19 protein-coding genes are annotated in these 24,398 nt (G+C 68.0%); 16 read left to right on the top strand and 3 right to left on the bottom strand.

Annotation, left to right across the window (positions count from 1 at the left end; translation table 11 throughout):
- The first annotated feature begins 22 nt into the window (after positions 1-22).
- From H0X91_RS14215 to H0X91_RS14185, 7 genes are all read left to right on the top strand, one after another.
- Positions 23-1,606, top strand: coding sequence for a sugar ABC transporter ATP-binding protein (locus H0X91_RS14215; protein WP_012492539.1), 1,584 nt, complete (start codon positions 23-25; stop codon positions 1,604-1,606).
- Positions 1,607-1,633: 27 nt separating this feature from the next.
- Positions 1,634-2,659: an ABC transporter permease gene (locus H0X91_RS14210; RefSeq protein ID WP_034200677.1), complete on the top strand. Its 1,026-nt coding sequence runs from the start codon at positions 1,634-1,636 to the stop codon at positions 2,657-2,659.
- Between the two features lie 43 nt (positions 2,660-2,702).
- Positions 2,703-3,614 carry a sugar phosphate isomerase/epimerase family protein gene (locus H0X91_RS14205; RefSeq protein ID WP_034200676.1) on the top strand — a complete coding sequence of 304 codons (912 nt, stop codon included), beginning with the start codon at positions 2,703-2,705 and terminating at the stop codon, positions 3,612-3,614.
- A 74-nt stretch (positions 3,615-3,688) separates the two neighbouring features.
- Entirely contained in the window at positions 3,689-4,702 is a 1,014-nt protein-coding gene (locus H0X91_RS14200; RefSeq protein WP_196433098.1) for a Gfo/Idh/MocA family oxidoreductase, read from the top strand.
- A gap of 39 nt (positions 4,703-4,741) precedes the next feature.
- Positions 4,742-5,668, top strand: a complete 927-nt coding sequence (locus H0X91_RS14195) for a TIM barrel protein (RefSeq protein ID WP_058901380.1) — start codon at positions 4,742-4,744, stop codon at positions 5,666-5,668.
- A 32-nt stretch (positions 5,669-5,700) separates the two neighbouring features.
- Complete coding sequence (locus tag H0X91_RS14190) at positions 5,701-6,873, top strand: Gfo/Idh/MocA family protein (RefSeq protein WP_006488917.1); 1,173 nt, start codon at positions 5,701-5,703, stop codon at positions 6,871-6,873.
- Between the two features lie 294 nt (positions 6,874-7,167).
- On the top strand, positions 7,168-8,052 hold the full coding sequence (locus tag H0X91_RS14185; protein ID WP_006488922.1) for a MurR/RpiR family transcriptional regulator: 885 nt from the start codon (positions 7,168-7,170) through the stop codon (positions 8,050-8,052).
- Positions 8,053-8,109: 57 nt separating this feature from the next.
- Here the strand turns inward: H0X91_RS14185 and H0X91_RS14180 are convergent, their stop codons facing one another.
- Positions 8,110-9,630, bottom strand: coding sequence for a CoA-acylating methylmalonate-semialdehyde dehydrogenase (locus tag H0X91_RS14180; RefSeq protein WP_006497757.1), 1,521 nt, complete (start codon positions 9,628-9,630; stop codon positions 8,110-8,112).
- 110 nt (positions 9,631-9,740) lie between these two features.
- Between H0X91_RS14180 and H0X91_RS14175 the strand changes: the two genes are divergently transcribed.
- The 7 genes from H0X91_RS14175 (at position 9,741) to H0X91_RS14145 (ending at position 17,077) form a co-directional block, all read left to right on the top strand.
- Complete coding sequence (locus H0X91_RS14175; protein ID WP_059721325.1) at positions 9,741-10,676, top strand: LysR family transcriptional regulator; 936 nt, start codon at positions 9,741-9,743, stop codon at positions 10,674-10,676.
- A 117-nt stretch (positions 10,677-10,793) separates the two neighbouring features.
- The gene (locus H0X91_RS14170) at positions 10,794-11,021 is read left to right on the top strand and encodes a sulfurtransferase TusA family protein (RefSeq protein ID WP_006402122.1); all 228 of its coding nucleotides are present in this window, start codon (positions 10,794-10,796) and stop codon (positions 11,019-11,021) included.
- A 241-nt stretch (positions 11,022-11,262) separates the two neighbouring features.
- Positions 11,263-11,697, top strand: coding sequence for a hypothetical protein (locus H0X91_RS14165; protein WP_012492542.1), 435 nt, complete (start codon positions 11,263-11,265; stop codon positions 11,695-11,697).
- 267 nt (positions 11,698-11,964) lie between these two features.
- Positions 11,965-12,669 (top strand): response regulator transcription factor, encoded by a 705-nt coding sequence (locus tag H0X91_RS14160; protein ID WP_006490421.1) that lies wholly within the window; start codon positions 11,965-11,967, stop codon positions 12,667-12,669.
- Positions 12,666-14,027, top strand: a complete 1,362-nt coding sequence (locus H0X91_RS14155; RefSeq protein WP_048988915.1) for a FecR family protein — start codon at positions 12,666-12,668, stop codon at positions 14,025-14,027. The genes H0X91_RS14160 and H0X91_RS14155 overlap by 4 nt, the downstream gene beginning before the upstream one ends.
- A 10-nt stretch (positions 14,028-14,037) precedes the next feature.
- A complete protein-coding gene (locus tag H0X91_RS14150) occupies positions 14,038-16,425 on the top strand; it encodes a CHASE2 domain-containing protein (protein WP_006490408.1) in 2,388 nt (795 codons plus the stop codon).
- A 37-nt stretch (positions 16,426-16,462) separates the two neighbouring features.
- Positions 16,463-17,077, top strand: a complete 615-nt coding sequence (locus H0X91_RS14145) for a DUF4136 domain-containing protein (protein WP_006490440.1) — start codon at positions 16,463-16,465, stop codon at positions 17,075-17,077.
- A 52-nt stretch (positions 17,078-17,129) separates the two neighbouring features.
- Here H0X91_RS14145 and galU read toward each other — a convergent pair whose 3' ends face one another.
- Together galU and H0X91_RS14135 are read right to left on the bottom strand one after the other, a co-directional pair.
- The gene (gene galU / locus H0X91_RS14140) at positions 17,130-18,014 is read right to left on the bottom strand and encodes a UTP--glucose-1-phosphate uridylyltransferase GalU (protein WP_006490437.1); all 885 of its coding nucleotides are present in this window, start codon (positions 18,012-18,014) and stop codon (positions 17,130-17,132) included.
- A gap of 87 nt (positions 18,015-18,101) precedes the next feature.
- Positions 18,102-20,969 carry a valine--tRNA ligase gene (locus tag H0X91_RS14135; RefSeq protein WP_196433097.1) on the bottom strand — a complete coding sequence of 956 codons (2,868 nt, stop codon included), beginning with the start codon at positions 20,967-20,969 and terminating at the stop codon, positions 18,102-18,104.
- A gap of 224 nt (positions 20,970-21,193) precedes the next feature.
- Between H0X91_RS14135 and H0X91_RS14130 the strand changes: the two genes are divergently transcribed.
- Together H0X91_RS14130 and H0X91_RS14125 are read left to right on the top strand one after the other, a co-directional pair.
- Entirely contained in the window at positions 21,194-23,557 is a 2,364-nt protein-coding gene (locus tag H0X91_RS14130) for a UvrD-helicase domain-containing protein (protein WP_069352013.1), read from the top strand.
- Positions 23,557-24,351: a 5'-methylthioadenosine/adenosylhomocysteine nucleosidase gene (locus H0X91_RS14125; RefSeq protein WP_369718803.1), complete on the top strand. Its 795-nt coding sequence runs from the start codon at positions 23,557-23,559 to the stop codon at positions 24,349-24,351. The genes H0X91_RS14130 and H0X91_RS14125 overlap by 1 nt, the downstream gene beginning before the upstream one ends.
- Positions 24,352-24,398 lie beyond the last annotated feature (47 nt).

The raw sequence follows: 24,398 nt of genomic DNA, 5'->3' as shown, positions 1-24,398 counted from the left end.
CGCGACTTGTCGAGGAACGTCCATGTTTACAGCCAGGATCGCGCGCCCGATGGCCGCCGGCGACGCGCCGGCCGCTTCGTCCGGGGCGGCCGGCGCGTCCGGTTCGCCGCCGCCTTCCGCGGCCGACTGCGTGCTCGAGGTGCGCGGGGTCGGCAAGTCCTTTCCCGGCGTCGTCGCGCTCGACGGCGTGCAGTTCCGCGTGCGCCGCGGCACCGTTCATGCGCTGATGGGCGAGAACGGCGCCGGCAAGTCCACGCTGATGAAGATCATCGCGGGCGTCTACACGCCCGACCAGGGCGAAATCCTGATCAACGGCGAACCGGTCGTGCTGAACGGCCCGCTCGACGCGCTCGACCGCGGGATCGCGATGATCCATCAGGAACTCAACCTGATGCCGTACATGACGGTCGCGGAGAACATCTGGATCCGCCGCGAACCGAAGAACCGCTTCGGCCTGATCGATCACGCCGAGCTGCGCCGCCGCACGGCCGCGCTGTTCGAGCGGCTGTCGATCGACATCGATCCGGAAACCGACGTGCGCACGCTGACGGTCGCGAGCCGCCAGATGGTCGAGATCGCGAAGGCCGTGTCGTTCGACTCGGACGTGCTGATCATGGACGAGCCGACCTCCGCGCTGACCGACAAGGAAGTCACGCACCTGTTCCGGATCATTCGCCAGCTGCGCGAGCAGGGCAAGGGCATCGTCTACATCACGCACAAGATGAACGAGCTGTTCGAGATCGCCGACGAGTTCTCGGTGTTCCGCGACGGCAAGTACATCGGCACGCATGCGTCGAGCGACGTCACGCGCGACGACATCATCCGCATGATGGTCGGGCGCGAGATCACGCAGATGTTCCCGAAGGAGGACGTGCCGATCGGCGACGTCGTGCTGTCGGTGAAGGATCTCTGCGTCGACGGCGTGTTCCGCGACGTGAGCTTCGAGCTGCGCGCGGGCGAAATTCTCGGCGTCGCCGGCCTCGTCGGCTCGGGGCGCTCGAACGTCGCGGAGGCGCTGTTCGGCGTCGTGCCGGCCACCTCGGGCGAAATCCGCATCGACGGCAAGCCGGTGCGGATCGCGACGCCCGCGCAGGCGATGAAGCACGGGATGGCGTTCCTCACCGAGGACCGCAAGGATTCCGGCTGCTTCCTGAATCTCGACCTGCTCGCGAACATGGAAGCGGCGGTGCTCAGCCACCGCTACGTGAAGTTCAATTTCGTGCAGCAGGCGCAGTTGAAGCGCGACTGCGAGGAAATGAGCCGGATGCTGCGCGTGAAATCGCCCGGGCTGCACGAGGAAATCCAGAACCTGTCGGGCGGCAACCAGCAGAAGGTGCTGATCGGCCGGTGGCTGCTCACGCAGCCGCGCATCCTGATTCTCGACGAACCGACCCGCGGCATCGACGTCGGCGCGAAGGCCGAGATTCACCGGCTCGTCAGCGCGCTCGCGGGCAAGGGCGTCGCGGTGCTGATGATCTCGTCGGAAATGCCGGAAGTGCTCGGGATGAGCGATCGCGTGATGGTGATGCACGAAGGGCGCATGACCGGCATCGTCGATCGCAAGGACGCCGACCAGGTCCGCATCATGGATCTCGCGTCGCGCTGAGCCGAAACAAGATTGGAGACAACTGAAATGGGCAACCTGAACCCGGTCGCGGATGCGCAGACCATGACACTCAAGTCGCGGCATACGAAGTGGCCGCCCGAACTGAGCATCTTCCTCGTGCTGGTCGGCATCAGCCTGTTCTTCGAGATCGTCGGCTGGATCGTCGTCGGCCAGAGCTTCCTGTTCAATACCGAGCGGCTCGAGATCATCGTGCTGCAGATGGCCGTGATCGGCATCATCGCGGTCGGCGTGAACCTCGTGATCATCACCAGCGGGATCGACCTGTCGTCGGGGTCGGTCGTCGCGGCGGCGGCCGTCGTGTCGGCGAGCCTCGCGCAGGTGTCCGACTTCCCGCGCGCGGTGTTTCCGCACCTCACCGACTTGCCGATCATCTGGCCGGTGCTGGCCGGCGTGTGCGTCGGGCTGCTGGTCGGCCTGCTGAACGGCTCGCTGATCGCGATGACGGGCATCCCGCCGTTCATCGCGACGCTCGGCACGATGGTCGCCGCGCGCGGCTTCGCGAAGTGGTTCACCAACGGGATGCCGGTGTCGATGCTGACCGACCAGTTCGCGGCGATCGGCGCGGGCGCCAACCCGGTGATCATCTTTCTCGTGATCGCCGCGATCTTCCACGTCGTGCTGCGCTATACGCGCTTCGGCAAGTACACCTATGCGATCGGCGCGAACCGCCATGCGGCCGTCGTGTCGGGCATCAACGTCACGCGGCACCTGGTGTTCGTCTATGCGATCGCGGGCCTGCTGAGCGGGATCGCCGGCACGGTGACGGCCGCGCGCGCGATCTCCGGCCAGTCGGGCATGGGCGTGATGTACGAGCTCGATGCGATCGCGGCCGTCGTGATCGGCGGCACGTCGCTGTCGGGCGGCCTCGGCCGCGTGACGGGCACCGTGATCGGCGTGCTGATCCTCGGCGTGATGACGTCGGGCTTCACGTTCATCCGCATCGACGCGTACTACCAGGAGATGGTGAAGGGCGCGATCATCGTCGCGGCCGTGATCGCCGACCAGTACCGCAACAAGAAGTCGCGCCGTTGAGCGCGCGCGTGATCCCGAAATCAGACTTCGCATAGGACAACCGATGAAGATCGCGCTGGACCCCTACATGATTCGCCATCTGCCGCTCGACCGGCTGCCGCACGCGGTGGCCGAGCTCGGCTACGACCAGATCGAGCTGTCGCCGCGCAGCGACTTTCTCGACTGGTGGGTGATGCCGCGCGCGACGCGGGAACGCATGGCCGCGTTCCGCCAGGCGCTGCGCGCGAGCGGCGTCGGCCTCGCGTCGCTGCAGCCGATGTACCGCTGGGCAAGCCCGTTCGACGACGAGCGGCAATGGGCGGTGCGCTGCTGGAAGAAGGCGATCGAGGTGGCAGTCGAGATGGAGTGCCCGCTGATGGTGTCGGAGTTCGGGCGCGGCGCGTCGACCGAGCGTTCGGTCGGCGAGCGGCCGGGCGCGAACCCGAAGGAGATGTGCGAGGCCGCGTGGTTCCGCTCGATGGACGAGCTGCTGCCGATCCTCGAGCGCGAACGCATCGTGCTGTCGGTCGAGCCGCATCCGGAGGACTGGATCGAGCAGTTGCAGCCGGCGATCGACATCGTCACGAACCTCGGTTCGCCGTCGCTGAAGCTGTCGTACATCGCGCCGCACACGTTCTACTACGGCGACGACATGGCCGCGATGATCGCGCAGGCCGCGCCGATCCTCGCGCACGTACGCGTGGCCGACACGTTCGACCACCGCAAGAGCAGCCAGCTGCGCTACATCGTGAACCCGCCCGGCTCGAACCAGATCCGCGTGCACCAGCATCTCGACATCGGGCAGGGCGAGATCGACTGGGACGTGTTTTTCCGCGCGCTCGGCGCGGCCGGTTTCGACGGCGTGATGTCGTCGTGCGTGTTCGCGTGGGAAGACCGCGCGGAAGCCTCGTCGCGCTACATGCGCGACGCGATCCAGCGCTACGTCGATCGCCATTTCGATCGCACCGTGCGCTGAACGGCTGATGACCGATGACTGACCGGCGCGGCACGGGCCGCGTCGCTGATGAACGAACGACTGGAGAGAACTGCATGACCTTGCAAATCGGCGTGATCGGCTGCGGCGCGATCGGCCAGGACCACATCCGCAGACTGACCCGCACGCTGTCCGGCGCGCGCGTCGTGGCCGTCAACGACATCGATCCGCAGCAGGCGCGCGATGCGGTGACGAAGTACGGGCTCGACGCCGAGATCTACGGCGACGGCCACGAAGTGGTCGCGGCCGCCGACGTGCAGGCCGTGCTCGTCACGTCGTGGGGGCCGACGCACGAAGCGTTCGTGCTCGGCGCGATCGCGCACGGCAAGCCGGTGTTCTGCGAGAAGCCGCTGGCCGTCACGGCCGACGGCTGCATGCGGATCGTCGAAGCGGAAGTCGCGCACGGCAAGCGGCTCGTGCAGGTCGGCTTCATGCGGCCGTACGACGAAGGCTATCGCGCGCTCAAGCGCGTGATCGACAGCGGCCAGATCGGCGCGCCGCTGATGCTGCATTGCGCGCACCGCAACCAGTCGGTCGGCGAGCGCTACACGACCGACATGGCGATCACCGACACGCTGATCCACGAACTCGACGTGCTGCGCTGGCTGCTCGGCGAGGACTACACGAGCGCGCAGGTCGTCTATCCGAAGAAGACGCGCCATGCGAGCGCGCATCTCGCCGATCCGCAGATCGTGCTGCTGGAGACCGCGAGCGGCGTGCGCATCGACGTCGAGATCTTCGTGAACTGCCAGTACGGCTACGACATCCAGTGCGAGGTGGTCGGCGAGCAGGGCATCGCGAAGCTGCCCGATCCGCCCGCCGTCGGGCTCAAGCATGCGGCGCGGCAGTCGGTCGAGATCATGACCGACTGGAAGGAGCGCTTCATCGCGTCGTACGACGTCGAGTTGCAGGCGTTCATCGACGGTGTGCGGCAGGGCGCGCTGACCGGGCCGTCCGCGTGGGACGGCTACGCGGCGGCGGTCGCGGCCGACGCGTGCGTGCGGGCCCAGCAGAGCGGCGCGGTCGAGCCGATCGCGATGGCCGAGCGTCCCGCGTTCTATCGCGGCTGACCCGCGGCTGCGCGCCGCTTACTTGCCGGACCGACCGACATGACGATGAAGATTGGCTGCGCGCCCTGCTGCTGGGGCGTCGACGACGTGAAGAACCCGCACCTGCCGCCGTGGCGGCACGTGCTTGCCGAGGCCGCGCAGGCCGGCTACTCGGGCATCGAGCTCGGGCCGTACGGCTACATCCCGCTCGATCTCGACGCGGTGAGCGCGGAGCTCGAACGGCAACGCCTGAGCATCACGGCCGGCACGATCTTCGACGATCTCGTGTCGCCGGAGAACCTGCCGAACCTGCTGCGCCAGACGCGCGACATCTGCGCGCTGATCACGCAACTGCCGAAGCTGCCGACGCAGGACGGCCAGCGCTACGCGGCGCCATACCTGGTCGTGATGGACTGGGGCCACGAGGAACGCGACTACGCGGCCGGCCACGGCGATCGCGCGCCGCGGCTGTCCGCCGAGCGCTGGGCGCGGATGGTCGACCATATCCGGCAGATCGCGACGATCGCGCGCGACGAGTTCGGCGTGCGCGCGGTGATCCATCCGCATGCGGGTGGCTACATCGAGTTCGCGGACGAGATCGACCGGATCGTCGCCGATATGCCGGCCGACACGGCGGGCCTGTGTCTCGACACCGGCCACCTGTATTACTCGGGCATGGACCCCGAAACGTGGTTGCGCCGCCATGCGGCACGGCTCGACTACGTGCACTTCAAGGATATCGACGCGGCCGTATACGACGCGGTGATGGGCGAGCACATCGCGTTCTTCGCGGCCTGCGCGCGCGGCGTGATGTGCCCGATCGGCACCGGCGTGCTCGACTACCCGGCGATCCGCCAGGCGCTCGTCGACATCGGCTACGCGGGCTACATCACGATCGAACAGGAGCGCGACCCGCGCAACGCCGGCACGAGCCTGCGCGACGTCGCCGCGAGCCGCGCGTTTCTCGCGTCGGCCGGTTTTGCATGATCCCCTGAACCCGCACCAGGAACACCACCATCATGATTGACGGACAGATTCTGCTTGGCCATTCGATTCGCTGGGGCATGGTCGGCGGCGGTCTCGGCAGCCAGATCGGCTACAGCCACCGGTCGGCCGCGCTGCGCGACGGCAGCTTCCAGCTGGTCGCCGGCGCATTCGACCTCGATCCCGAGCGCGGCCGCCAGTTCGGCGTGAAGCTCGGTGTCGCGGCCGAGCGCTGCTATCCCGACTACGCGACGATGTTCGACGCCGAGGCGCGTCGCCCCGACGGCATTCGTGCGGTGTCGATCGCGACGCCGAACAACACGCACTTCGAGATCTGCCGCGCCGCGCTGAACGCGGGGCTGCACGTGGTCTGCGAGAAGCCGCTGTGCTTCACGACCGAAGAGGCCGAGGCGCTGCAGCGTCTGTCGGTCGAGAAGAACCGGATCGTCGGCGTCGCGTACGGCTATTCCGGACACCAGATGATCGAACAGGCGCGCGAGATGATCGCGCGCGGCGATCTCGGCGAGATCCGCATCGTGCAGATGCAGTTCGCGCACGGCTTTCACAGCGAGGGCGTCGAGGCCGCGAGCGCGGCCGCGCGCTGGCGCGTCGATCCGAAGTTCGCGGGCCCGAGCTACGTGCTCGGCGACATCGGCACGCATCCGCTGTACATCTCCGAGGTGATGGCGCCGGCACTGAAGATCCGGCGGCTGATGTGTTCGCGGCAGAGCTTCGTGAAGAGCCGCGCGCCGCTCGAGGACAACGCGTTCACGATCATGGAATACGACACCGGCGCGATCGGCTACGTATGGTCGAGCGCGGTGAATGCCGGCTCGATGCACGGGCAGAAGGTGCGCGTGATCGGCTCGAAGGCGAGCATCGAATGGTGGGACGAGCATCCGAACCAGTTGCGCTACGAAATCCAGGGGCAGCCCGCGCAGGTGCTCGATCGCGGGATGCCGTACCTCCATCCGCACGCATTGCGCGAAGACCGCATCGGCGCCGGGCATCCGGAAGGGTTGTTCGAGGCCTGGTCGAACCTCTACGCGCGCTTCGCGCTCGCAATGGACGCGGCCGATCGCGGCGACATGGCGGCGGTGAAGGCCATCCGTATTCCGGACGTGCACGCCGGCGTCGAGGGCGTACGGTGGGTCGAGAATTGCGTGCGTTCGGCCGATGCGGGCAGCGTGTGGGTCGACTATCGTTGAAACGGGGGCGGGCCGGCTGTGCCGCGCGTCGTCGCGTTTGGTCGCGTTTTTTCGCGACCGCCGGCCTCGGTAGACGCCCTAATCTTTACGACGCCGCGAGCGCGTTGGACAATCGTTTCCAGTCTTGCCGTGGAGCGTGTGCAAGTGATGATCGAGCGCGTGGGAGCGAGCAGGCGGCGCGGGCCGTGCCGCAAACGTGATTAAATTCGCCCTTCATGCATGTATCCAGTCGAGCCCCGGGCCGCGCCGGCCAGCCACGCGCGCGCACCGGGGCCGTCAACTTCGCGCTATCCGATGAGTTCATCCGAGAAACCTCCCGCCACCGTCGAGGCGTTCCTGCAGCACCTGACGCAGGAGTACGACGGCCTCAGCAATCGCCTGAAGGTGATCGCGCGCCACGTGGAAACGCATCGGGACCAGCTTGGGCTGGAAGGCATCCAGTCGCTCGCGGAGGCCTGCGGCGTGCAGCCGTCGGCCGTCGTGCGCTTCGCGAAGCACTTCGGCTTCTCCGGGTTCTCCGAGATGCAGCGGCTGTTCCGCGAAGGGCTCGCGCAGCAGATCGCGCCGGGGCGCGCGTACAACCTGCGGCTGCGCGACGTGATCGAGGCCGGCTCGTCGAGCCTGCAGCCCGAACAGATCGCCGACGAATTCATCAAGGGCAGCATTGCCGGGATGCAGCAGTTGCGGCAGACGCTCGATTCGCAGGCGCTCGCGCAGGCCGTCGACCTGCTCGCCGATACGCAGGCGATCTGGATCGCCGGGTCGCGGCGCGCGTTCCCGATCGCCGTGTATCTCGACTATGCGTTGCAGCACACGGACAAGCGCATCGGGCTGTTCAGCGCGCTCGGCAGCATGCATCTCGGCCAGATCCGGTCCGTGCGCGAGGGCGACGTGATGATCGCGATCTCGTTCATGCCGTATGCGGACGAGACCGTGCAGGTCGCGCAGCAGGCCGCGCAGCGCGGCGCGCGGTTGATCGCGATCACCGACAGCCGGATGAGCCCGCTCGCGCGGGAGGCGGAAGTGACGCTGATGGTGCAGGACAGCGCGACGTTCGGTTTTCGTGCGCTGACGGCCACGATGGGCCTCGCGCAGAGCCTGTTCGTCGCGCTCGCGTACCGGCTCGAGCTGTCGTACCTGCCGACCGCCGACGGCGCGCACGGCACGAAGGCCGGTTGATCCCGGCTGCCGGTGCGCCGCCCGCCGAACGCGGCGGCGGAGGGCGCTCCGGCCGGCTTACTTCGCGGTCGGCATCGCGAATTCGGCGCCCTTGCCGATGCTCGACGACCAGCGCTGCATCACCGACTTCTGGCGCGTGTAGAAGCGCACGCCTTCCTCGCCGTACGCGTGCATGTCGCCGAACAGGCTCTTCTTCCAGCCGCCGAAGCCGTGCCATGCCATCGGCACCGGAATCGGCACGTTGATGCCGACCATCCCCACCTGGATGCGCCGCGCGAATTCGCGCGCGATCCCGCCGTCGCTCGTGAAGCACGACACGCCGTTGCCGAACTCGTGCGCGTTGATCAGGTCGACCGCTTCGCCGAAATCCTTCACGCGCACGCAGCCGAGCACCGGCCCGAAGATCTCTTCCTTGTAGATCCGCATGTCGGGTTTCACGTGATCGAACAGCGTGCCGCCGGTGAAGAAGCCTGCCTCGCGGCCCGGCACGCGCAGCCCGCGGCCGTCGACCACCAGTTGCGCGCCTTCGTTCACGCCTTGCTCGATATAGCCTTCGATGCGCTTCAACGCTTCGCCGGTGACGATCGGGCCCATCTCGACTTCCGGCGACATCCCGTCGCCGATCACCAGCTTGCGCGCGCGCTCGGCGACGGCCGGCACGATCTTGTCGGCCACGTCGCCGACCAGCACCGCGATGCTGATCGCCATGCAGCGCTCGCCGGCCGAGCCGTACGCGGCGCCGATCAGCGCGTCGACGGCCTGGTCGATGTTCGCATCGGGCATCACGACGAGGTGATTCTTCGCGCCGCCGAGCGCCTGCACGCGCTTGCCCGACTGCACCGCGCGCTGCTGCACGTAGGCCGCGATCGGCGTCGAACCGACGAAGCTGACGGCCTGCACGTCCGGGTGGTCGAGGAGGGCATCGACCGCGCCCTTGTCGCCCTGCACGACGTTGAACACGCCGGCGGGCAGGCCTGCCTGCGTGAGCAGGTCGGCGATGAACAGCGCGGCCGACGGGTCGCGCTCGCTCGGCTTCAGCACGAACGTGTTGCCCGTCGCGAGCGCGACCGGGAACATCCAGCACGGCACCATGCACGGGAAGTTGAACGGCGTGATGCCCGCGACGACGCCGAGCGGCTGGCGCATCGTCCAGTTGTCGATGCCGGTGCTGACCTGGTCGGTGAAGTCGCCTTTCAGCAGTTGCGGCACGCCGCACGCGAATTCGATGATGTCGATGCCGCGTGCGACTTCACCCTGCGCGTCCGAGAACACCTTGCCGTGCTCGGCGGTGATGATCGCCGCGAGCGTGTCGCGGTGCTCGTTCATCAGCTGCAGGAAGCGGTGCAGCACGCGCGCGCGGCGGATCGGCGGCGTGTCGGCCCAGGCCGGGAACGCGGCACGGGCCGACGCGACGGCCCGTTCGACTTCGTCGTGGCCGGCGAGCGCGACGCGGCGCACCGCGCGACCGAGCGCGGGATTGAAGACGTCCTGGAAGCGGCCGCTGCGGCCGGCGACGGGCGCGCCGTCGAGGTAGTGGCCGACGTCGGCGTCGGACGTATAGGCGGGAACCGTGGTCATGCGTGTCTCCTGGGAATAGGGGGTGGACGGAACCTAGTCTAGGCAAAGCGGCAGGGCGCGAGAAGGCCGCGAAACTTGATTCACTGTTCAGAATTCTGAATAATCAGTGGATGAATCAGCAAAATGTCCAGGCGCTCTGGCCGCATATCCATTCGCTGACGGTGCTGGCCGCGGCCGGCAGTTTCACCGCTGCCGCGCAGCGGCTCGGCATCAGCAAGGCCGCGATGAGCCAGCGCATCGCCGATCTCGAAAAGGCGGCCGGCGTGCCGCTCGTGCGCCGCACCACGCGCAGCGTGCGGCTCACCGATGCGGGCCAGACGCTCGTCGACAGCACGCGCGACGCGTTCGAGTCGATCGGCCAGCACTTCGCGCGCGTGAAGGATCTCGCCGGCGAGCCGCGCGGGCTGCTGCGCGTGACGGTGCCGGTCGCGCTTGGCCGCCAGCAGGTCGTGCCGCACCTGCCCGATTTCCTGCGCCAGCATCCGGGCGTACAGATCGAGCTCGACCTGTCGGACCGCCTGCATTCGCTGACGCAGGAGGGCTTCGACCTCGCGATCCGCCATACGACCACCGCACCGCAGACCCACGTCGCATGGAAGCTGTGCGACACGCGTTCGCTGCTGGTCGCGAGCCGCGACTATCTCGACGCGCGCGGCGCGCCGCGCCACCCGAGCGAACTCGTCGATCACAGCTGCCTGTGCTACCTGCGCGACAACGAGCCGGCCGCGTGGAGCTTCGAGCCGGACGGCCGCCGGCGCCAGCGCGTGAGCGTGCCGGTGCGCGGCAGTTTCGCGGCGAACAACAGCGAGGCGATGCGCGAGGCCGCGCTCGGCGGGCTCGGCATCGCGCTGCTGCCGGACTTCAGCGCGCGGCGCGATCTCGACGCCGGCCGGCTCGTCGCGCTGCTCGACGGCTGGCGGCCGTCGGGCGCGTTCGGCGACCACATTTTCGCGATCCGCCCGTACAGCCCGGTCGTGCCGAGCGCGGTGCGCGCGCTCGTGCGGCATCTGCGCGACCGGCTCGCGGGCGGCTTTTCCGGCGCGTGAGCCGGGCGCCGGCGGGCGCCCGGCCGTGGGCGGGCCGGGCAGGCGCCGCGGCGCTGCGGTAAAATCGCGGCTTCCTCCCGCGCCGTGTGTGGCGCGTCATTCGAAGGTCGACAGCCGATGCAGATTCACAAGGAAGTGGACGCGCGCGGGCTCAATTGCCCGTTGCCGATCCTGCGTGCCAAGAAAGCGCTTGCCGATATGGAAAGCGGGCAGATCCTCAAGGTGCTCGCGACCGATCCGGGCTCGCAGCGCGATTTCGCCGCGTTCGCGAAGCAGACGGGCAACGAGATCGTCGAATCGACGACCCAGGACAAGACCTTCGTGTTCCTGATGCGTCGCCGCTGACGGCGCGCGTCGCACGTCCCGCCGCGCCGGGCTCCTGGCCGGTGCGCTTGACCGGCCGCACCTGACCGGGCGCCCCTAGCCGGGCGCCCCTCTCTGACAATTCTTAAACCTCGTTGCGTGACCGGCTGCGTATACTGACCCGGCCGGTCGTCCGCTCCCAGCGGAGGCGCCGGCCACGGTACGTCGTACGGCGGGCACGGGGGCCATGCCTGACGCTACCGTCGTACAACGGGGAGAGGACATGTCCTTCAGACCAGGGACCCTTCGAAGTCCGTCCGGAGCGGAAAGCATTGCGCCCGTGCGCACCTCGGAATTGAGCCGGATCGAGCTCGATCCGCAACAGGACCGCCACGCGCGTGCCGCGCTGGAGGCGTATGCGGATTCGGCCGCGGCCGAGATGCCGTGGCTGGCCGAATGGCTCGACGAACGGCTGCGCGACGCCGCGCGGGACGACGGCTCCGGCCTGACCTACTGCGGTGCGACGATCGAACGCGTGTTCGATCTGGCGCAGGCATGGGCGGCGGGCCAGCCCGACTATGCAGCCCATGCCTGGGAGCGGGTGCGCGACCAGCTGCAGCGGATGCTTGCGCAATCGCCGCTGTCGGAGTCGCCGTCGCCACGCATGCCGATCGACGATTTTGCCGAGCCGGTGGCCGGCATCGCGGGCGCCGAATAGGCGCCCGGTTGCGCAACAGAAAGGATTATTCGAAGAAAGGGCGATAGTCCGCGCAATTTCTTGGCGAATTTCATACTACTATGATGAAATCGCCGGTTCGTCCGTGCCCCGTTTTTGAGATATTTGACCGGGGTCGCCGGTTTGCGCAGGTGGCGCGAGCGGCGAACGACGGCTCGCCGGCCGGTATCCGGACGCCGCGCGCAGGCTGCGCGGCCGGGGCAGGCGCGGGAGCCGGATGGACGAATCGACTTCGATTTGCGGGGTGCTATGAGAATTGCTGTACTGGATGACGATCCGGCCCAGACGGATTTCGTCAGTCAAACGCTGACGGCCGTTGGCCATACGTGCTATGCGTTCAAGGAAGGCAAGGCCCTGAAGAAGCGCCTGCAGCGCGAGACGTTCGATCTGCTGGTGCTCGACTGGAACGTGCCCGACATGTCCGGCGAGGAAGTGCTCAAGTGGGTGCGCGCCAATCAGACCGAGCACAGCCTGCCGATTATCTTCATGACGAGCCGCGACGACGAGGCGGGGATCACGCAGATCCTCAACGCCGGCGCCGACGATTACGTGGTCAAGCCCGTGTCGGGCCCGATCCTGCGCGCGCGCATCGGTTCGCTGCTGCGCCGCGCGTATCCGGTCAACGCCGAGGCGACCGTCCGCGAATTCGACCAGTTCCGTTTCGACGTGAACCTGAAGCAGGCGTACGTCGGCGACAAGGCCGTGAGCCTCACGCAAAAGGAATTCGAGCTCGCGCTGCTGCTGTTCCAGCATCTCGACCGGCCGCTGTCGCGCGCGCACATTCTCGACCTCGTGTGGAAGCAGGCGACCGACATCCCGTCGCGCACGATGGATACGCATATTTCGATGCTGCGCACCAAGCTCGGCCTGCGGCCCGAAAACGGCTACCGTCTGGCGCCGATCTACGGGTACGGCTACCGGCTCGAGCGGGTCGGCCAGGGGGAACCGGAGTGACCATGCGAATCACGCAGCGCACGGCGAGTGTGCGCACGGCGGCGCTGCGCGCCGCCTGCGCGGTCGCGTTGGCGTTCACCGCGCAGCAGGCCGCGGCGCAGCCGCCCGCCGCCGCGGGCAAGATGGTCGTCTATCGCACGCAGGCGGGCGACACGCTGTACGACGTCGCCGCGCGCTACCTGCAGGGCGCGGACGACTGGCAACTGCTCCAGCAGATCAACGGCGTGCCGGCGCCGAAGCACCTGCAGCCCGGCGTCGCGCTGAAACTGCCGGTCGCGCGGCTGCGCAAGGAAAAGCTCACCGCACGCGTGATCGCGGTGCAGGGCACGGCCGAGCGCGCGTCCGGCGCGGCTTTCGCGCCGCTCGCGAACGATGCGACGCTCGCCGAAGGCGACCGCGTGCGCACCGGCCCGAACGGCTTCGTGACGATCGAGCTGACCGACGGCACGCACATGAGCCTGCCGCCCGACAGCCAGCTCGACCTGAAGTCGCTGCGCCGCACGGTGCTGACCGGCACGCTCGATCGCGAGTTCGAACTCACGCGCGGCTCGGTCGACAGCGAAGTCACCCACCTGAAGAAACGCGACGACCGCTTCCAGATCCGCTCGCCGTCGGTCGTGGCCGGCGTGCGCGGCACGCGTTTTCGCGTGAACTACGATGCGGCCGGCAATGCGGCGACGCGCGTCGAAGTGCTCGACGGCACCGTCGGCGTCGCGGGCGGCCGGCAGCCGGCCGGCGCGACCCTCGTGCATGCGAACTTCGGCAGCGTCGCGACGTCGTCCGGCGCGGTCGGTGCGCCCGTCCAGCTGCTGGGCGCGCCCTCGCTCGCGCATCCCGACAAGGTGCAGGACGAGCCCGACGTCGCATTCGACGTCGCGCCGCTCCCGCAGGCGCACGCGTATCGCGTGCAGCTCGCGCACGACGCGGGGCTGCTCGACCTGTTCCGCGAAACGCGCACCGATTCGCCGCGTGCGGTGTTCCGCGACGTGCCGAACGGGAATTACTTCGTGCGGATCGCCGCGATCGATGCGAACGGCCTCGAAGGGCTGCCGCGCACCTATGCGTTCGAGCGCCGCGTGATGGGGCTCGACGCGAGCGCGTCGCAAGGCGCGGGCGGTTACGAGTTCCGCTGGTCGCCGAACGGTTCGGGCAAGGGCGCGCGTTACCGGTTCGTGCTGTCGCGCTCGAAGGACCTGAGCGCGCCGGTCGTCGACCAGGTCGGCCTGCACGCGCGCCAGATCACCGTCGCGCACCTGCCGCCGGGCGACTATTTCTGGGCCGTGACCGTCGAGGAATTCGAAGGCGGCAAGTTCTACGAGAAGACCAGTCCGGTCAGCGCGTTCACGTTGTCGCGCTGACCCGCGGCGCATGAAACCCGACTCCGTTTCTCCGCGGCGGCGCCTCGGCCGCCGCTTCCTGATCGAATGGATCGCGATCGGCTGTCTCGGGATCGCGGTGATTCTCGCGTGCGCGCTCGGCCGCCTGTCGTCGAGCGTCGACGGGCTGATCTACGACCGGCTGCTGATGCTGCGCAGCCTGCCGCTGTCGCCCGACGTGGTCGTCGTCGACATCGACAACCAGAGCGTGTCCGCGCTCGGTCGCTGGCCGTGGCCGCGCGACGTGCATGCACGGCTGCTCGACACGCTCGCGCGCGCGCAGCCGGCCGCCGTCGTCTACGACGTGCTGTTTACCGAACCGTCGCCGGAGGATCGCACGTTCGCGGATGCGATGAGCCGCGTGCCGACTTTCCTGCCGGTGCTGTTGAGCCCCGAGCAGGCGGACGGCACGCGCTCGGTCGATCCGCCGGTCGCCGCGCTCGCCGCGCGCGCGACGGGGCTCGGCCATATCAATCTCGAAGTCGATCGCGACGGCATCGTGCGCAGCGTCGCGCTGTTCGAAAGCGACGGGCGCGTGCGCTGGCCGCAACTGATGGTGCCCGTCTATCGGGCGATCCAGGCCGGCCGGCTGCACCCGGTCGGCGGCGTGCCCGGTGCGAACGCGCACGACCTGTCGCGCGATGCGGCGGGCGACGGCCGCTACCTGATCCCGTTCAGCCGCAATACGCCCGCGTATCCGACGCTGTCGTTCGACGACGTGCTCGAAGGGCGCGTGAAGCCCGACGCGCTGCGCGGCAAGATCGTCGTCGTCGGCGTGACCGCGTCGGGGCTGTACGACCGCTTCGCGACGCCGGTGTCCGGCGAGTTCGGCCCGCTCGCCGGCGTGTACATCCATGCGAACGTGCTCGACATGCTGGCAACCGGCAGCGCGATCTCGCCCGCGTCGCGCGCGGGGCTGTTCGTCGCGTCGCTGCTGCCGCTCGCCGTGTTGCTCGGCGGCTTCCTGATGCTGTCGCCGTGGCGCGCGCTGCTGCTGACGCTGAGCCTGGCCGCGCTCGCCGTCGTCGCGAGCCTCGTGCTGCTGTTCGAGGCGCGCATCTGGCTCACGCCGGCGCCGGCGATCTTCGGGTTGATTGCCGTCTACCCGATCTGGAACTGGCGGCGGCTCGAAATGACGATGTCGTACCTGCGTCGCGAGCTGCAGAAGCTTGCCGACGAACCGCACCTGCTGCCGGAGGCGCCGCGTACGCGCAGCGTCGGCGGCGACGTGCTGGAGCGGCAGATGGCGCTGATGGCGCAGGCCGCGCAGCGCGTGCAGGACATGAAGCGCTTCGTGTGGGACAGCCTCGACAGCATGCCCGAGCCGATCTTCGTGACCGATCTCGCGGGCACCGTGCTGATCGCGAACCATGCGGCGAAACGCTACGGGTCGCGGCTCGCGTTGCCGCTGCCGGAAGGGCGGCCGCTGCGCACCGCACTTGGCGAGCTGACGTTCATGAAGACCGTCGACGGCAACGCCGAGCACGACGCGGCGATCCGCGAGCACTGGCCGGCCGTGCTCGATCCGACGCTCGAGGCCGAGCACGACGCGATGGCGCGCGGCATCGAGGTGCGCGATCGCGACGGGCTCGACCATCTGCTACGCTACGCGGCGTGTACCAACGCGCAAGGGCGCGTGACCGGCTGGATTGCCGGCCTCGTCGACGTGACCGAGCTGCACGCGGCCGAGCGGCAGCGCGAGGAAGCGCTGCACCTGCTGTCGCACGACATGCGCTCGCCGCAGTCGTCGATCCTCGCGCTGGTCGAGATCGAGCGCGACCGCGTCGAGAGCGACGCGATGCGCGGGCTGCTCGCGCGGATCGAGCGCTATGCGCACCGCGCGCTGTCGCTCGCCGACGAGTTCGTGCAGCTGGCGCGCGCCGAGTCGCAGGCGTACCAGCTCGAGGTGACGAGCCTCGTCGACGTGCTGATCGATGCGAGCGACGAGGTGTGGCCGCAGGCGCAGGCGAAACACATCCGCGTCGAGACCGGCGTGGGCACCGACATGTGCTGGGTGCGCGCGGACCGTTCGCTGATCACGCGCGCCTTCGTGAACCTGCTGAACAATGCGGTCAAATACAGTCCGTCCGACACGGTGATCACGTGTACGCTGACGGTCGAACACGCATCGAAGCGGATGTTCTGTACGATTCGCGATCAGGGGTACGGCATTGCGCCGGAAGATCAGCGGCATCTGTTCGAGCGTTTCAAGCGATTCCATGCCGGCGAGCGGCCCGAAATCTCGGGTTCCGGGCTCGGCATGGCGTTCGTGAAGACGGTCGTCACGCGCCATGGGGGCAGCGTGTCGGTCGACAGCGAAGTGGGTGTCGGTACCGCGGTGACGGTGTCGCTGCCCGCGATCGACGAGCCGTCCGCCTGACAGGGCCGGGCGCGACGGCAGGCATTTGGGGAAAGTCATGAGAAAGCAATGGGCAGCGACCGCGCTGGCGGCGTCGCTGTTGACGGGTTGCGCCGGCGTGACGACCGGCGTGAGCGCGGTCGGGCAGCCGAATGCATTTGCATCCGGTGCGCACGGCTACGATTTCGTGCGGACGGCCGCACAGGCGGGCGATGCCGAGTACCGGCAGATCGAGACGCTGGTGCGCGACGAGCTCGCGCGCCGCGGCTTCGATGCGCAGCCGCTCAAGGACGCGCGTTACCGGTTGTCGATCGCGTATGCGACGCAGCCGGCGGCGGTCGCGGCGATCGCCGAGCGGTGCGGCGCGGCGAGCAGCGCCTGCGTGACGGTCGACGGGCCCGCGCCGCTCGCGCTGCCGTTCATGGGGCGCGTGTACCGCCACGTGCTGACGCTGCGTTTCGTCGATGCGAAATCCGGCGCCGACGTCTATCGCGTATCGGCCTCGCTGCGCGACCGCGATCCGGGCACGCAGCAGGCCGCGCCGGCGCTCGTGAAGAGCGCGCTGGCGAAGGTGCCGTTCGGCGACGGCAGCGGCTGGCTGGTCAAGACGAAAAAAGACGACGCGGGCGGCATGCCGGGCGTCGTCTCGGTGAAGCCGGCCGACGCGCGCTGAAGCGGTGGCCGTGAGGTGAGGGCGGGCCCGCCGGGGCGCGCCCTTGCCGCGTTCAGACGGTCGGTTGAGCGCCGTCGCGCGTGCGCAGGTACGTCTCGAACTCCGCACCGACTTCCGGGTGGCGCAGCGCGAATTCGACCGTCGCCTTCAGGTAGCCGAGCTTGCTGCCGCAGTCGTAGCGCGTGCCCTGATACTTGTAGGCCAGCACCTGTTCGTCGGCGAGCAGCGCCTGGATCGCGTCGGTGAGCTGCAGCTCGCCGCCCGCGCCCGGCTTCAGCGCGCGCAGGTGCTCGAAAATCCGCGGCTTCAGGATGTAGCGGCCGACCACGCCGAGGTTCGACGGCGCGACTTCCGGCGCCGGCTTCTCGACGATCGCCGACATCTTGACGATCGACTCTTCCCATTCCTTGCCGTCGACGATGCCGTACGACTTCGTCTCCGACGGCGGGATCTCTTCGACGCCGATCACCGAGCTGTGATAGTGGTCGAACACGTCGACCATCTGCTTCATCACCGGCGGGTTGCCGTCGAGCAGGTCGTCCGCGAGGATCACCGCGAACGGGTTGTCGGCAACCAGCTTTTCCGCGCACAGCACCGCGTGGCCGAGGCCGAGCGCCTCCGGCTGGCGCACGTAGAAGCAGTCGACGTGGCTCGGCTTGATGCTGCGCACCAGTTCGAGCAGCTTTTCCTTGCCGCGCGCCTCGAGTTCGGCCTCGATCTCGTACGACTTGTCGAAGTGATCCTCGATCGCGCGCTTGCTGCGCCCGGTGACGAAGATCATCTCGGTGATGCCCGCCGCGATCGCTTCCTCGACCGCATACTGGATCAGCGGCTTGTCGACGACCGGCAGCATCTCCTTCGGGCTCGCCTTCGTTGCCGGGAGGAACCGCGTGCCGAGACCGGCAACGGGGAATACCGCCTTGGTGACTTTCAACATGATCGAACCTTTATTCCTGTAATCGACTTGTCAGACGGTCTATGTTCACGTTCGCATTATAGTGAACGCAAACGACCTTACCGTTTGTTACGCAGGCAACCGATCGAGCTGCGCACGCAGTTTTTCGAGCGTGCTCTGGAATTCCGCGACGCGTTTCTGCTCCTGTTCGACCACGGCCGGCGGGGCTTTCGCGACGAAAGCCTCGTTGCCGAGCTTCGCGTTGCACTTCGCGATCTCGCCCGTCAGGCGCGTGATTTCCTTCGACAGGCGCTCGCGTTCGGCCGCGACGTCGATTTCCACCTTCAGCACCAGCTTGTTCGGGCCGACGATCGCGATCGGCGCGCCGTGCGCTTCCTTGTCGAGCGCCGCTTCGTCCGCGAGGATCTGTACTTCCGACAGGCGCGCGAGCGCCCGGACGTACGGTGCGAACGAGCGCAGGCGCTCGGCGTCGCCCGCCGCGAGCAGCGGCACCTTGGTGGCCGGCGACAGGTTCATCTCGCCGCGCAGGTTGCGGCACGCGTCGACGATCGCCTTCAGGTCGGCCGCCCACTGCTCGGACGCCTCGTCGAGCTTCTGCAGGTTCGCGACCGGATACGCCTGCGTCATCAGCGACGCTTCGCCTTCGGCCTTGCCCTGCGGATAGCGGCCGGCGAGCGGCGCGACCTTCTGCCAGAGCGCTTCGGTGATGAACGGGATGACCGGGTGCGCGAGGCGCAGCACCGTTTCCAGCACGCGCAGCAGCGTGCGGCGGGTGGCGCGCTGCTGTTCCGGCGTGCCGTTCTGGATCTGCACCTTCGCGAGTTCGAGATACCAGTCGCAGTACTCGTCCCACACGAACTTGTAGATGCTGCTCGCGATGTTGTCGAAGCGGTAATCGGCGAAACCCTTCGCGATGTCGGCTTCGGTGCGCTGCAAGAGCGACACGATCCAGCGGTCGGCCGCGGAGAAGTCGAGGTAGCCGCCGGGGCCGCAGTCGCCCGCGCCGCACACTTCCGGCTTGTCGTTGCCGCAGTCGTGGCCTTCGCAGTTCATCAGCACGAAGCGCGTCGCGTTCCACAGCTTGTTGCAGAAGTTGCGATAGCCTTCGCAGCGCGCGAGGTCGAAATTCACGTTGCGGCCGAGCGTCGCCATCGACGCCATCGTGAAGCGCAGCGCGTCGGTGCCGAACGCGGGGATGCCGTCCGGGAATTCCTTGCGCGTCTTCTTCTCGATGGTCGCGGCCTGCTTCGGGTTCATCAGGCCCGTCGTGCGCTTCGCGACCAGCGACTCGAGGTCGATGCCGTCGACGATGTCGATCGGGTCGAGCGTGTTGCCCTTGCTCTTCGACATCTTCTGGCCTTCCGCGTCGCGCACGAGGCCGTGCATATAGACGGTATGGAACGGCACCTTGCCGGTGAAGTGCGTGGTCATCATCACCATCCGGGCGACCCAGAAGAAGATGATGTCGAAGCCGGTGACGAGCACCGACGACGGCAGGAAGTGCTTCAGTTCGGGCGTTTCGTTCGGCCAGCCGAGCGACGAGAACGGCACGAGCGCCGACGAGAACCACGTGTCGAGCACGTCTTCGTCACGCTTGAGCGCGCCCGTGTAACCCTTCGCGGCGGCTTGCGCGCGCGCGTCTTCCTCGTTGCGCGCGACGAACACCTCGCCGTTCTCGCCGTACCACGCGGGAATCTGGTGGCCCCACCACAGCTGGCGCGAGATGCACCAGTCCTGGATGTTCTCGAGCCACTGGTAGTAGGTGGTCGTCCAGTTTTCCGGGACGAACTTGATCTGGCCGTCGCGCACCACGTCGAGCGATACTTCGGTGATCGACTTGCCCGGATTGAACGTGCCTTCCGGCGCGGGCTTCGTCATCGCGACGAACCACTGGTCGGTCAGCAGCGGCTCGATCACGACGCCCGTGCGGTCGCCGCGCGGCACCATCAGCTTGTGCGGCTTCACGGAGTCGAGGAAGCCCTGCGCGTCGAGGTCGGCGACGATCGCCTTGCGCGCGTCGAAGCGGTCGAGGCCGCGATACTGCTCGGGGCCGTTGTCGTTGATCTTCGCGTCGAGCGTCAGGATCTCGATCGGTGCGAGCTTGTGGCGCACGCCGACCTGGTAGTCGTTGAAGTCGTGCGCGGGCGTGACCTTCACGACGCCCGTGCCGAATTCGCGGTCGACGTAGTCGTCGGCGATCACCGGGATCTCGCGGCCGGTCAGCGGCAGCGTGACGCGTTGGCCGATCAGGTGCGCGTAGCGTTCGTCTTCCGGATGGACCATCAGCGCGACGTCGCCGAGCATCGTCTCGGGGCGCGTGGTGGCGACGGTCAGCGAGCCCGAGCCGTCGACGAGCGGGTAGCGGATGTGCCACAGGTGGCCGTTTTCCTCTTCGCTGACGACTTCGAGGTCCGACACGGCGGTGAGCAGCACCGGATCCCAGTTGACGAGGCGCTTGCCGCGGTAGATCAGCCCTTGTTCGTACAGCGTGACGAACACGTCGCGCACGGCGGCCGACATCTTGTCGTCCATCGTGAAGTATTCGCGCGACCAGTCGGTCGATGCGCCGAGGCGGCGCACCTGGTCGGTGATCGTCGAACCGGATTTCTGCTTCCATTCCCACACGCGCTCGACGAACTTCTCGCGGCCGAGATCGTGGCGCGACACGCCCTGCGCGTCGAGCTGGCGTTCGACGACGATCTGGGTCGCGATCCCCGCGTGGTCGGTGCCGGGCACCCACAGCGTGTTCTCGCCGAGCATCCGGTGGTAGCGGGCGAGGCCGTCCATGATCGTCTGGTTGAACGCGTGGCCCATGTGCAGCGTGCCCGTCACGTTCGGCGGCGGCAACTGGATCGCGAAATCGGGGCGGGACGGATCGAATGCCGGGGCGGCATAGCCGCGTTTTTCCCACTCCGGCCCCCATTGGGACTCGATGGTATGGGGCTCGAAGCTCTTCGCAAGCGTGTTGTCGCTCATGTTGGAAATCTGCCGAAAAATGCGTGAATTGGATGCCGAATCTGACAATTATAAATGGATGCCCATCGGCCAGCCATCGCCTTGCCGGCGCGGGCCTGTCGGGACGCGCGCGCAACCGGCCTGCAACGCGCATGCGACCTGCGACCGGACGGATCGGAAACGGCATCGCGCGGCCGACTTATAATGTCGGGTCCGCATTTTTCTCGCCCGCCAGCTGCCGCTCCATGCCCGATCTGCTCGCCAATCTGAACCCCGAACAACTCGCCGCCGTCACGTTGCCGAACGAACCGGCGCTGATCCTCGCAGGGGCGGGCAGCGGCAAGACCCGCGTGCTGATCACGCGCATCGCTTGGCTGATCCAGCAGGGCTATGCGTCGCCGCCCACCGTGCTCGCCGTCACCTTCACGAACAAGGCCGCGCGCGAGATGATGGCGCGCCTGTCGGCGATGATGCCGATCGACACGCGCGGGATGTGGATCGGTACGTTCCACGGCCTGTGCAACCGGATGCTGCGTACGCACTGGCGCGACGCCGGCCTGCCGCAGACCTTCCAGATCCTCGACACGGCCGACCAGCTGTCCGCGATCAAGCGGCTGATGAAGGCGGCGAACGTCGACGACGAAAAGTATCCGCCGAAGAACGTCCAGTACTTCATCAACAACGCGAAGGAGCAGGGGCTGCGCCCGGACAAGGTCGACGCGACCGACAACTTCAACCGCAAGTTCGTCGAGCTGTACCAGGCGTACGACCAGCAGTGCCAGCGCGAAGGCGTCGTCGATTTCCCCGAGCTGCTGCTGCGCTGCTACGAACTGCTCGCGTACAACGCGCCGCTGCGCGCGCACTACCAGGCGCGCTTCCGGCACATCCTCGTCGACGAGTTCCAGGACACCAACAAGCTGCAGTACGCGTGGCTCAAGATGCTCGCGGGCGGCGAGAACGCGATCTTCGCGGTTGGCGACGACGACCAGTCGATCTACGCGTTCCGCGGCGCGAACGTCGGCAACATGCGCGACTTCGAAGACGAATTCCGCGTGCGCAACCTGATCAAGCTCGAGCAGAACTACCGGTCGCACGGCAACATCCTCGACGCGGCGAACCAGCTGATCTCGAACAACGCGCACCGCCTCGGCAAGAACCTGCGCACCGACGCCGGCCACGGCGAACCGGTGCGCGTGTACGAAGCCAGCACGGATTCGCAGGAAGCCGGCTGGATCGTCGAGGAGATCCGCTCGCTGATCAATACCGGGATGGCGCGCAGCGAAGTGGCCGTCCTGTACCGCAGCAACGCGCAGTCGCGCTCGATCGAGCACACGCTGATGTCGTCGGGCATTCCGTACCGCGTGTACGGCGGCCTGCGCTTTTTCGAGCGGCAGGAAGTGAAGCACGCGCTCGCGTACCTGCGCCTGATCGACAACCCGAACGACGACACGGCATTCGCGCGCGTCGTGAATTTCCCGACGCGCGGCATCGGTGCGCGCTCGATCGAGCAACTGGCCGACGCCGCGCGCCTGTACGGCTGCTCGATGGCCGCGGCGATTCCGTACGTGACCGGCAAGGCCGGCACGAGCCTCGGCGGGTTCGCGAACCTGATCGCGAAGATGCGCGCCGACACGCAGCACATGAACCTGCCCGACACCGTCGAGCACATCGTACGCGCGAGCGGTCTCGCCGATTTCTACCAGGGCGAGCGCGAAGGGCAGGATCGCCTCGAGAACTTGCAGGAACTCGTGAACGCGGCCACCGCGTTCATCGCCGAGGAAGGCTACGGGCTCGACACGCCGGCCCGCTCGATCCCGCTGCGCGCGGGGGCGATCGCGGCGCCTGAACTCGGCACCGCGACGGACGATCCGTCGGTCGACGTGCTCGATCCCGCCTCGCCCGCCGACCCTGCACAGAACCCCGACACGATGACGCCGCTCGCCGGCTTCCTGTCGCATGCGTCGCTGGAGGCCGGCGACAACCAGGCGCAGGCCGGCCAGGACGCCGTGCAGCTGATGACGGTGCACGCGGCGAAGGGGCTCGAGTTCTCGGCCGTGTTCATCACGGGGCTCGAGGAAGGGTTGTTCCCGCACGAGAACAGCGTGCTCGAATCGGACGGCCTCGAGGAAGAGCGCCGGCTGATGTACGTCGCGATCACGCGCGCGAAGGAGCGGCTCTACCTGTCGTTCGCGCAAAGCCGGATGCTGCATGGCCAGACCCGCTACAACGTGCGCTCGCGCTTCTTCGACGAGTTGCCCGAGCACGTGTTGAAGTGGCTCACGCCGAAGGTCGAGGCCGGCTCGCGCTGGGGCGGACGTTCGGACAACGCCGGGTACGGGCGCGACTGGTTCGCGCGGCCGGGCGGCGGCAGTCGCGAGCAGATCGTCGACGCGGCCGTGTCCGCGCCGCTGCCCGCGTTCGCGGACAAGCAGCGCGCAGCCGACGCCGGCTTCCGGGTCGGCCAGCAGGTGTTCCATACCAAGTTCGGCGAAGGCACGGTCACCGCACTCGAAGGCAACGGCACCGATGCGAAGGCGCAGGTGAAGTTCAAGCGCCACGGCGAGAAATGGCTCGCGCTCGCGGTCGCGAAACTGCAGGCGGTGGAATGATGGACGTCGACATGATCGTGACGCCCGCCGCGCGTCCGCTCGGCATCCTGGCCGCGCTGCCCGAGGAGCTCGGCGACCTGATCGCCGCGATGCGCGCCGACGGCGCGATGAAGACGGTCACGCTCGGCCGCCGCGATTATCACGTCGGCACCGTGCACGGCGCGGCCTGCGTCGTCACGCTCGCGCGGGTCGGCAAGGTCGCGGCCGCCGCGACGGTCAGCGCGCTGATCCATGTGTTCGGCGTGTCGGGTGTCGTGTTCACCGGCGTCGCGGGCGGTGTGTCGCGCACGGTGCGGGTCGGCGACGTCGTCGTGGCCGATACGCTGCTGCAGCACGATCTCGATGCGTCGCCGCTCTTTCCGCGCTACGAGGTGCCGCTGCTCGGCATCACGCGTTTCGCGACCGACGCGGCGCTGACGGCCCGCTTGCGGGCCGCGTGCACGCTGTTCGTCGAGGAGGAGGGCGCGCAGTTCGCCGAGCGCTTCGGGCTCGCCGGCGCGGCGCTGCACGCGGGGCTCGTCATCAGCGGCGACCGCTTCGTGTCGAGCGAGCAGGAGGTCGTCGCGCTGCGCGACGCGCTGCCGGATGCGCTCGCGGTCGAAATGGAAGGCGCGGCGATCGCGCAGGTGTGCGCGGAACACGACGTGCCGTTCGCGCTCGTGCGCACGATCTCCGATACGGCCGACGATCACGCGACGCAGTCGTTCTCGCACTTCCTGTCGGCGATCGCGAGCAGCTATTCGTCCGGCATCCTCAGGCGTTTCCTGACGCTGCATGCGACGACGGCGGCCTGAAGCCGCCGTCGAATTTTCCGTTCGTACCGTTCGACCAGCCGCGGCGC

This window comes from Burkholderia sp. 9777_1386, from assembly GCF_015712265.1.
GTDB lineage: Bacteria > Pseudomonadota > Gammaproteobacteria > Burkholderiales > Burkholderiaceae > Burkholderia > Burkholderia cenocepacia.
The sequence above is the reverse complement of the archived record's forward strand: the minus strand, read 5'-3'. Positions and strand labels throughout refer to the sequence as shown.

Bases quoted from the DNA above. Each gene is read 5' to 3' on its own strand.
- H0X91_RS14180 (WP_006497757.1), bottom strand. From the start codon at position 9,630: ATGACCACGGTTCCCGCCTATACGTCCGACGCCGACGTCGGCCACTAC.
- H0X91_RS14190 (WP_006488917.1), top strand. From the start codon at position 5,701: ATGATTGACGGACAGATTCTGCTTGGCCATTCGATTCGCTGGGGCATG.
- H0X91_RS14125 (WP_369718803.1), top strand. From the start codon at position 23,557: ATGGACGTCGACATGATCGTGACGCCCGCCGCGCGTCCGCTCGGCATC.
- H0X91_RS14195 (WP_058901380.1), top strand. From the start codon at position 4,742: ATGACGATGAAGATTGGCTGCGCGCCCTGCTGCTGGGGCGTCGACGAC.
- H0X91_RS14135 (WP_196433097.1), bottom strand. From the start codon at position 20,969: ATGAGCGACAACACGCTTGCGAAGAGCTTCGAGCCCCATACCATCGAG.
- H0X91_RS14175 (WP_059721325.1), top strand. From the start codon at position 9,741: ATGAATCAGCAAAATGTCCAGGCGCTCTGGCCGCATATCCATTCGCTG.
- H0X91_RS14130 (WP_069352013.1), top strand. From the start codon at position 21,194: ATGCCCGATCTGCTCGCCAATCTGAACCCCGAACAACTCGCCGCCGTC.
- H0X91_RS14210 (WP_034200677.1), top strand. From the start codon at position 1,634: ATGGGCAACCTGAACCCGGTCGCGGATGCGCAGACCATGACACTCAAG.
- H0X91_RS14170 (WP_006402122.1), top strand. From the start codon at position 10,794: ATGCAGATTCACAAGGAAGTGGACGCGCGCGGGCTCAATTGCCCGTTG.
- H0X91_RS14165 (WP_012492542.1), top strand. From the start codon at position 11,263: ATGTCCTTCAGACCAGGGACCCTTCGAAGTCCGTCCGGAGCGGAAAGC.
- galU (WP_006490437.1), bottom strand. From the start codon at position 18,014: ATGTTGAAAGTCACCAAGGCGGTATTCCCCGTTGCCGGTCTCGGCACG.
- H0X91_RS14150 (WP_006490408.1), top strand. From the start codon at position 14,038: ATGAAACCCGACTCCGTTTCTCCGCGGCGGCGCCTCGGCCGCCGCTTC.
- H0X91_RS14145 (WP_006490440.1), top strand. From the start codon at position 16,463: ATGAGAAAGCAATGGGCAGCGACCGCGCTGGCGGCGTCGCTGTTGACG.
- H0X91_RS14185 (WP_006488922.1), top strand. From the start codon at position 7,168: ATGAGTTCATCCGAGAAACCTCCCGCCACCGTCGAGGCGTTCCTGCAG.
- H0X91_RS14205 (WP_034200676.1), top strand. From the start codon at position 2,703: ATGAAGATCGCGCTGGACCCCTACATGATTCGCCATCTGCCGCTCGAC.
- H0X91_RS14200 (WP_196433098.1), top strand. From the start codon at position 3,689: ATGACCTTGCAAATCGGCGTGATCGGCTGCGGCGCGATCGGCCAGGAC.
- H0X91_RS14215 (WP_012492539.1), top strand. From the start codon at position 23: ATGTTTACAGCCAGGATCGCGCGCCCGATGGCCGCCGGCGACGCGCCG.
- H0X91_RS14160 (WP_006490421.1), top strand. From the start codon at position 11,965: ATGAGAATTGCTGTACTGGATGACGATCCGGCCCAGACGGATTTCGTC.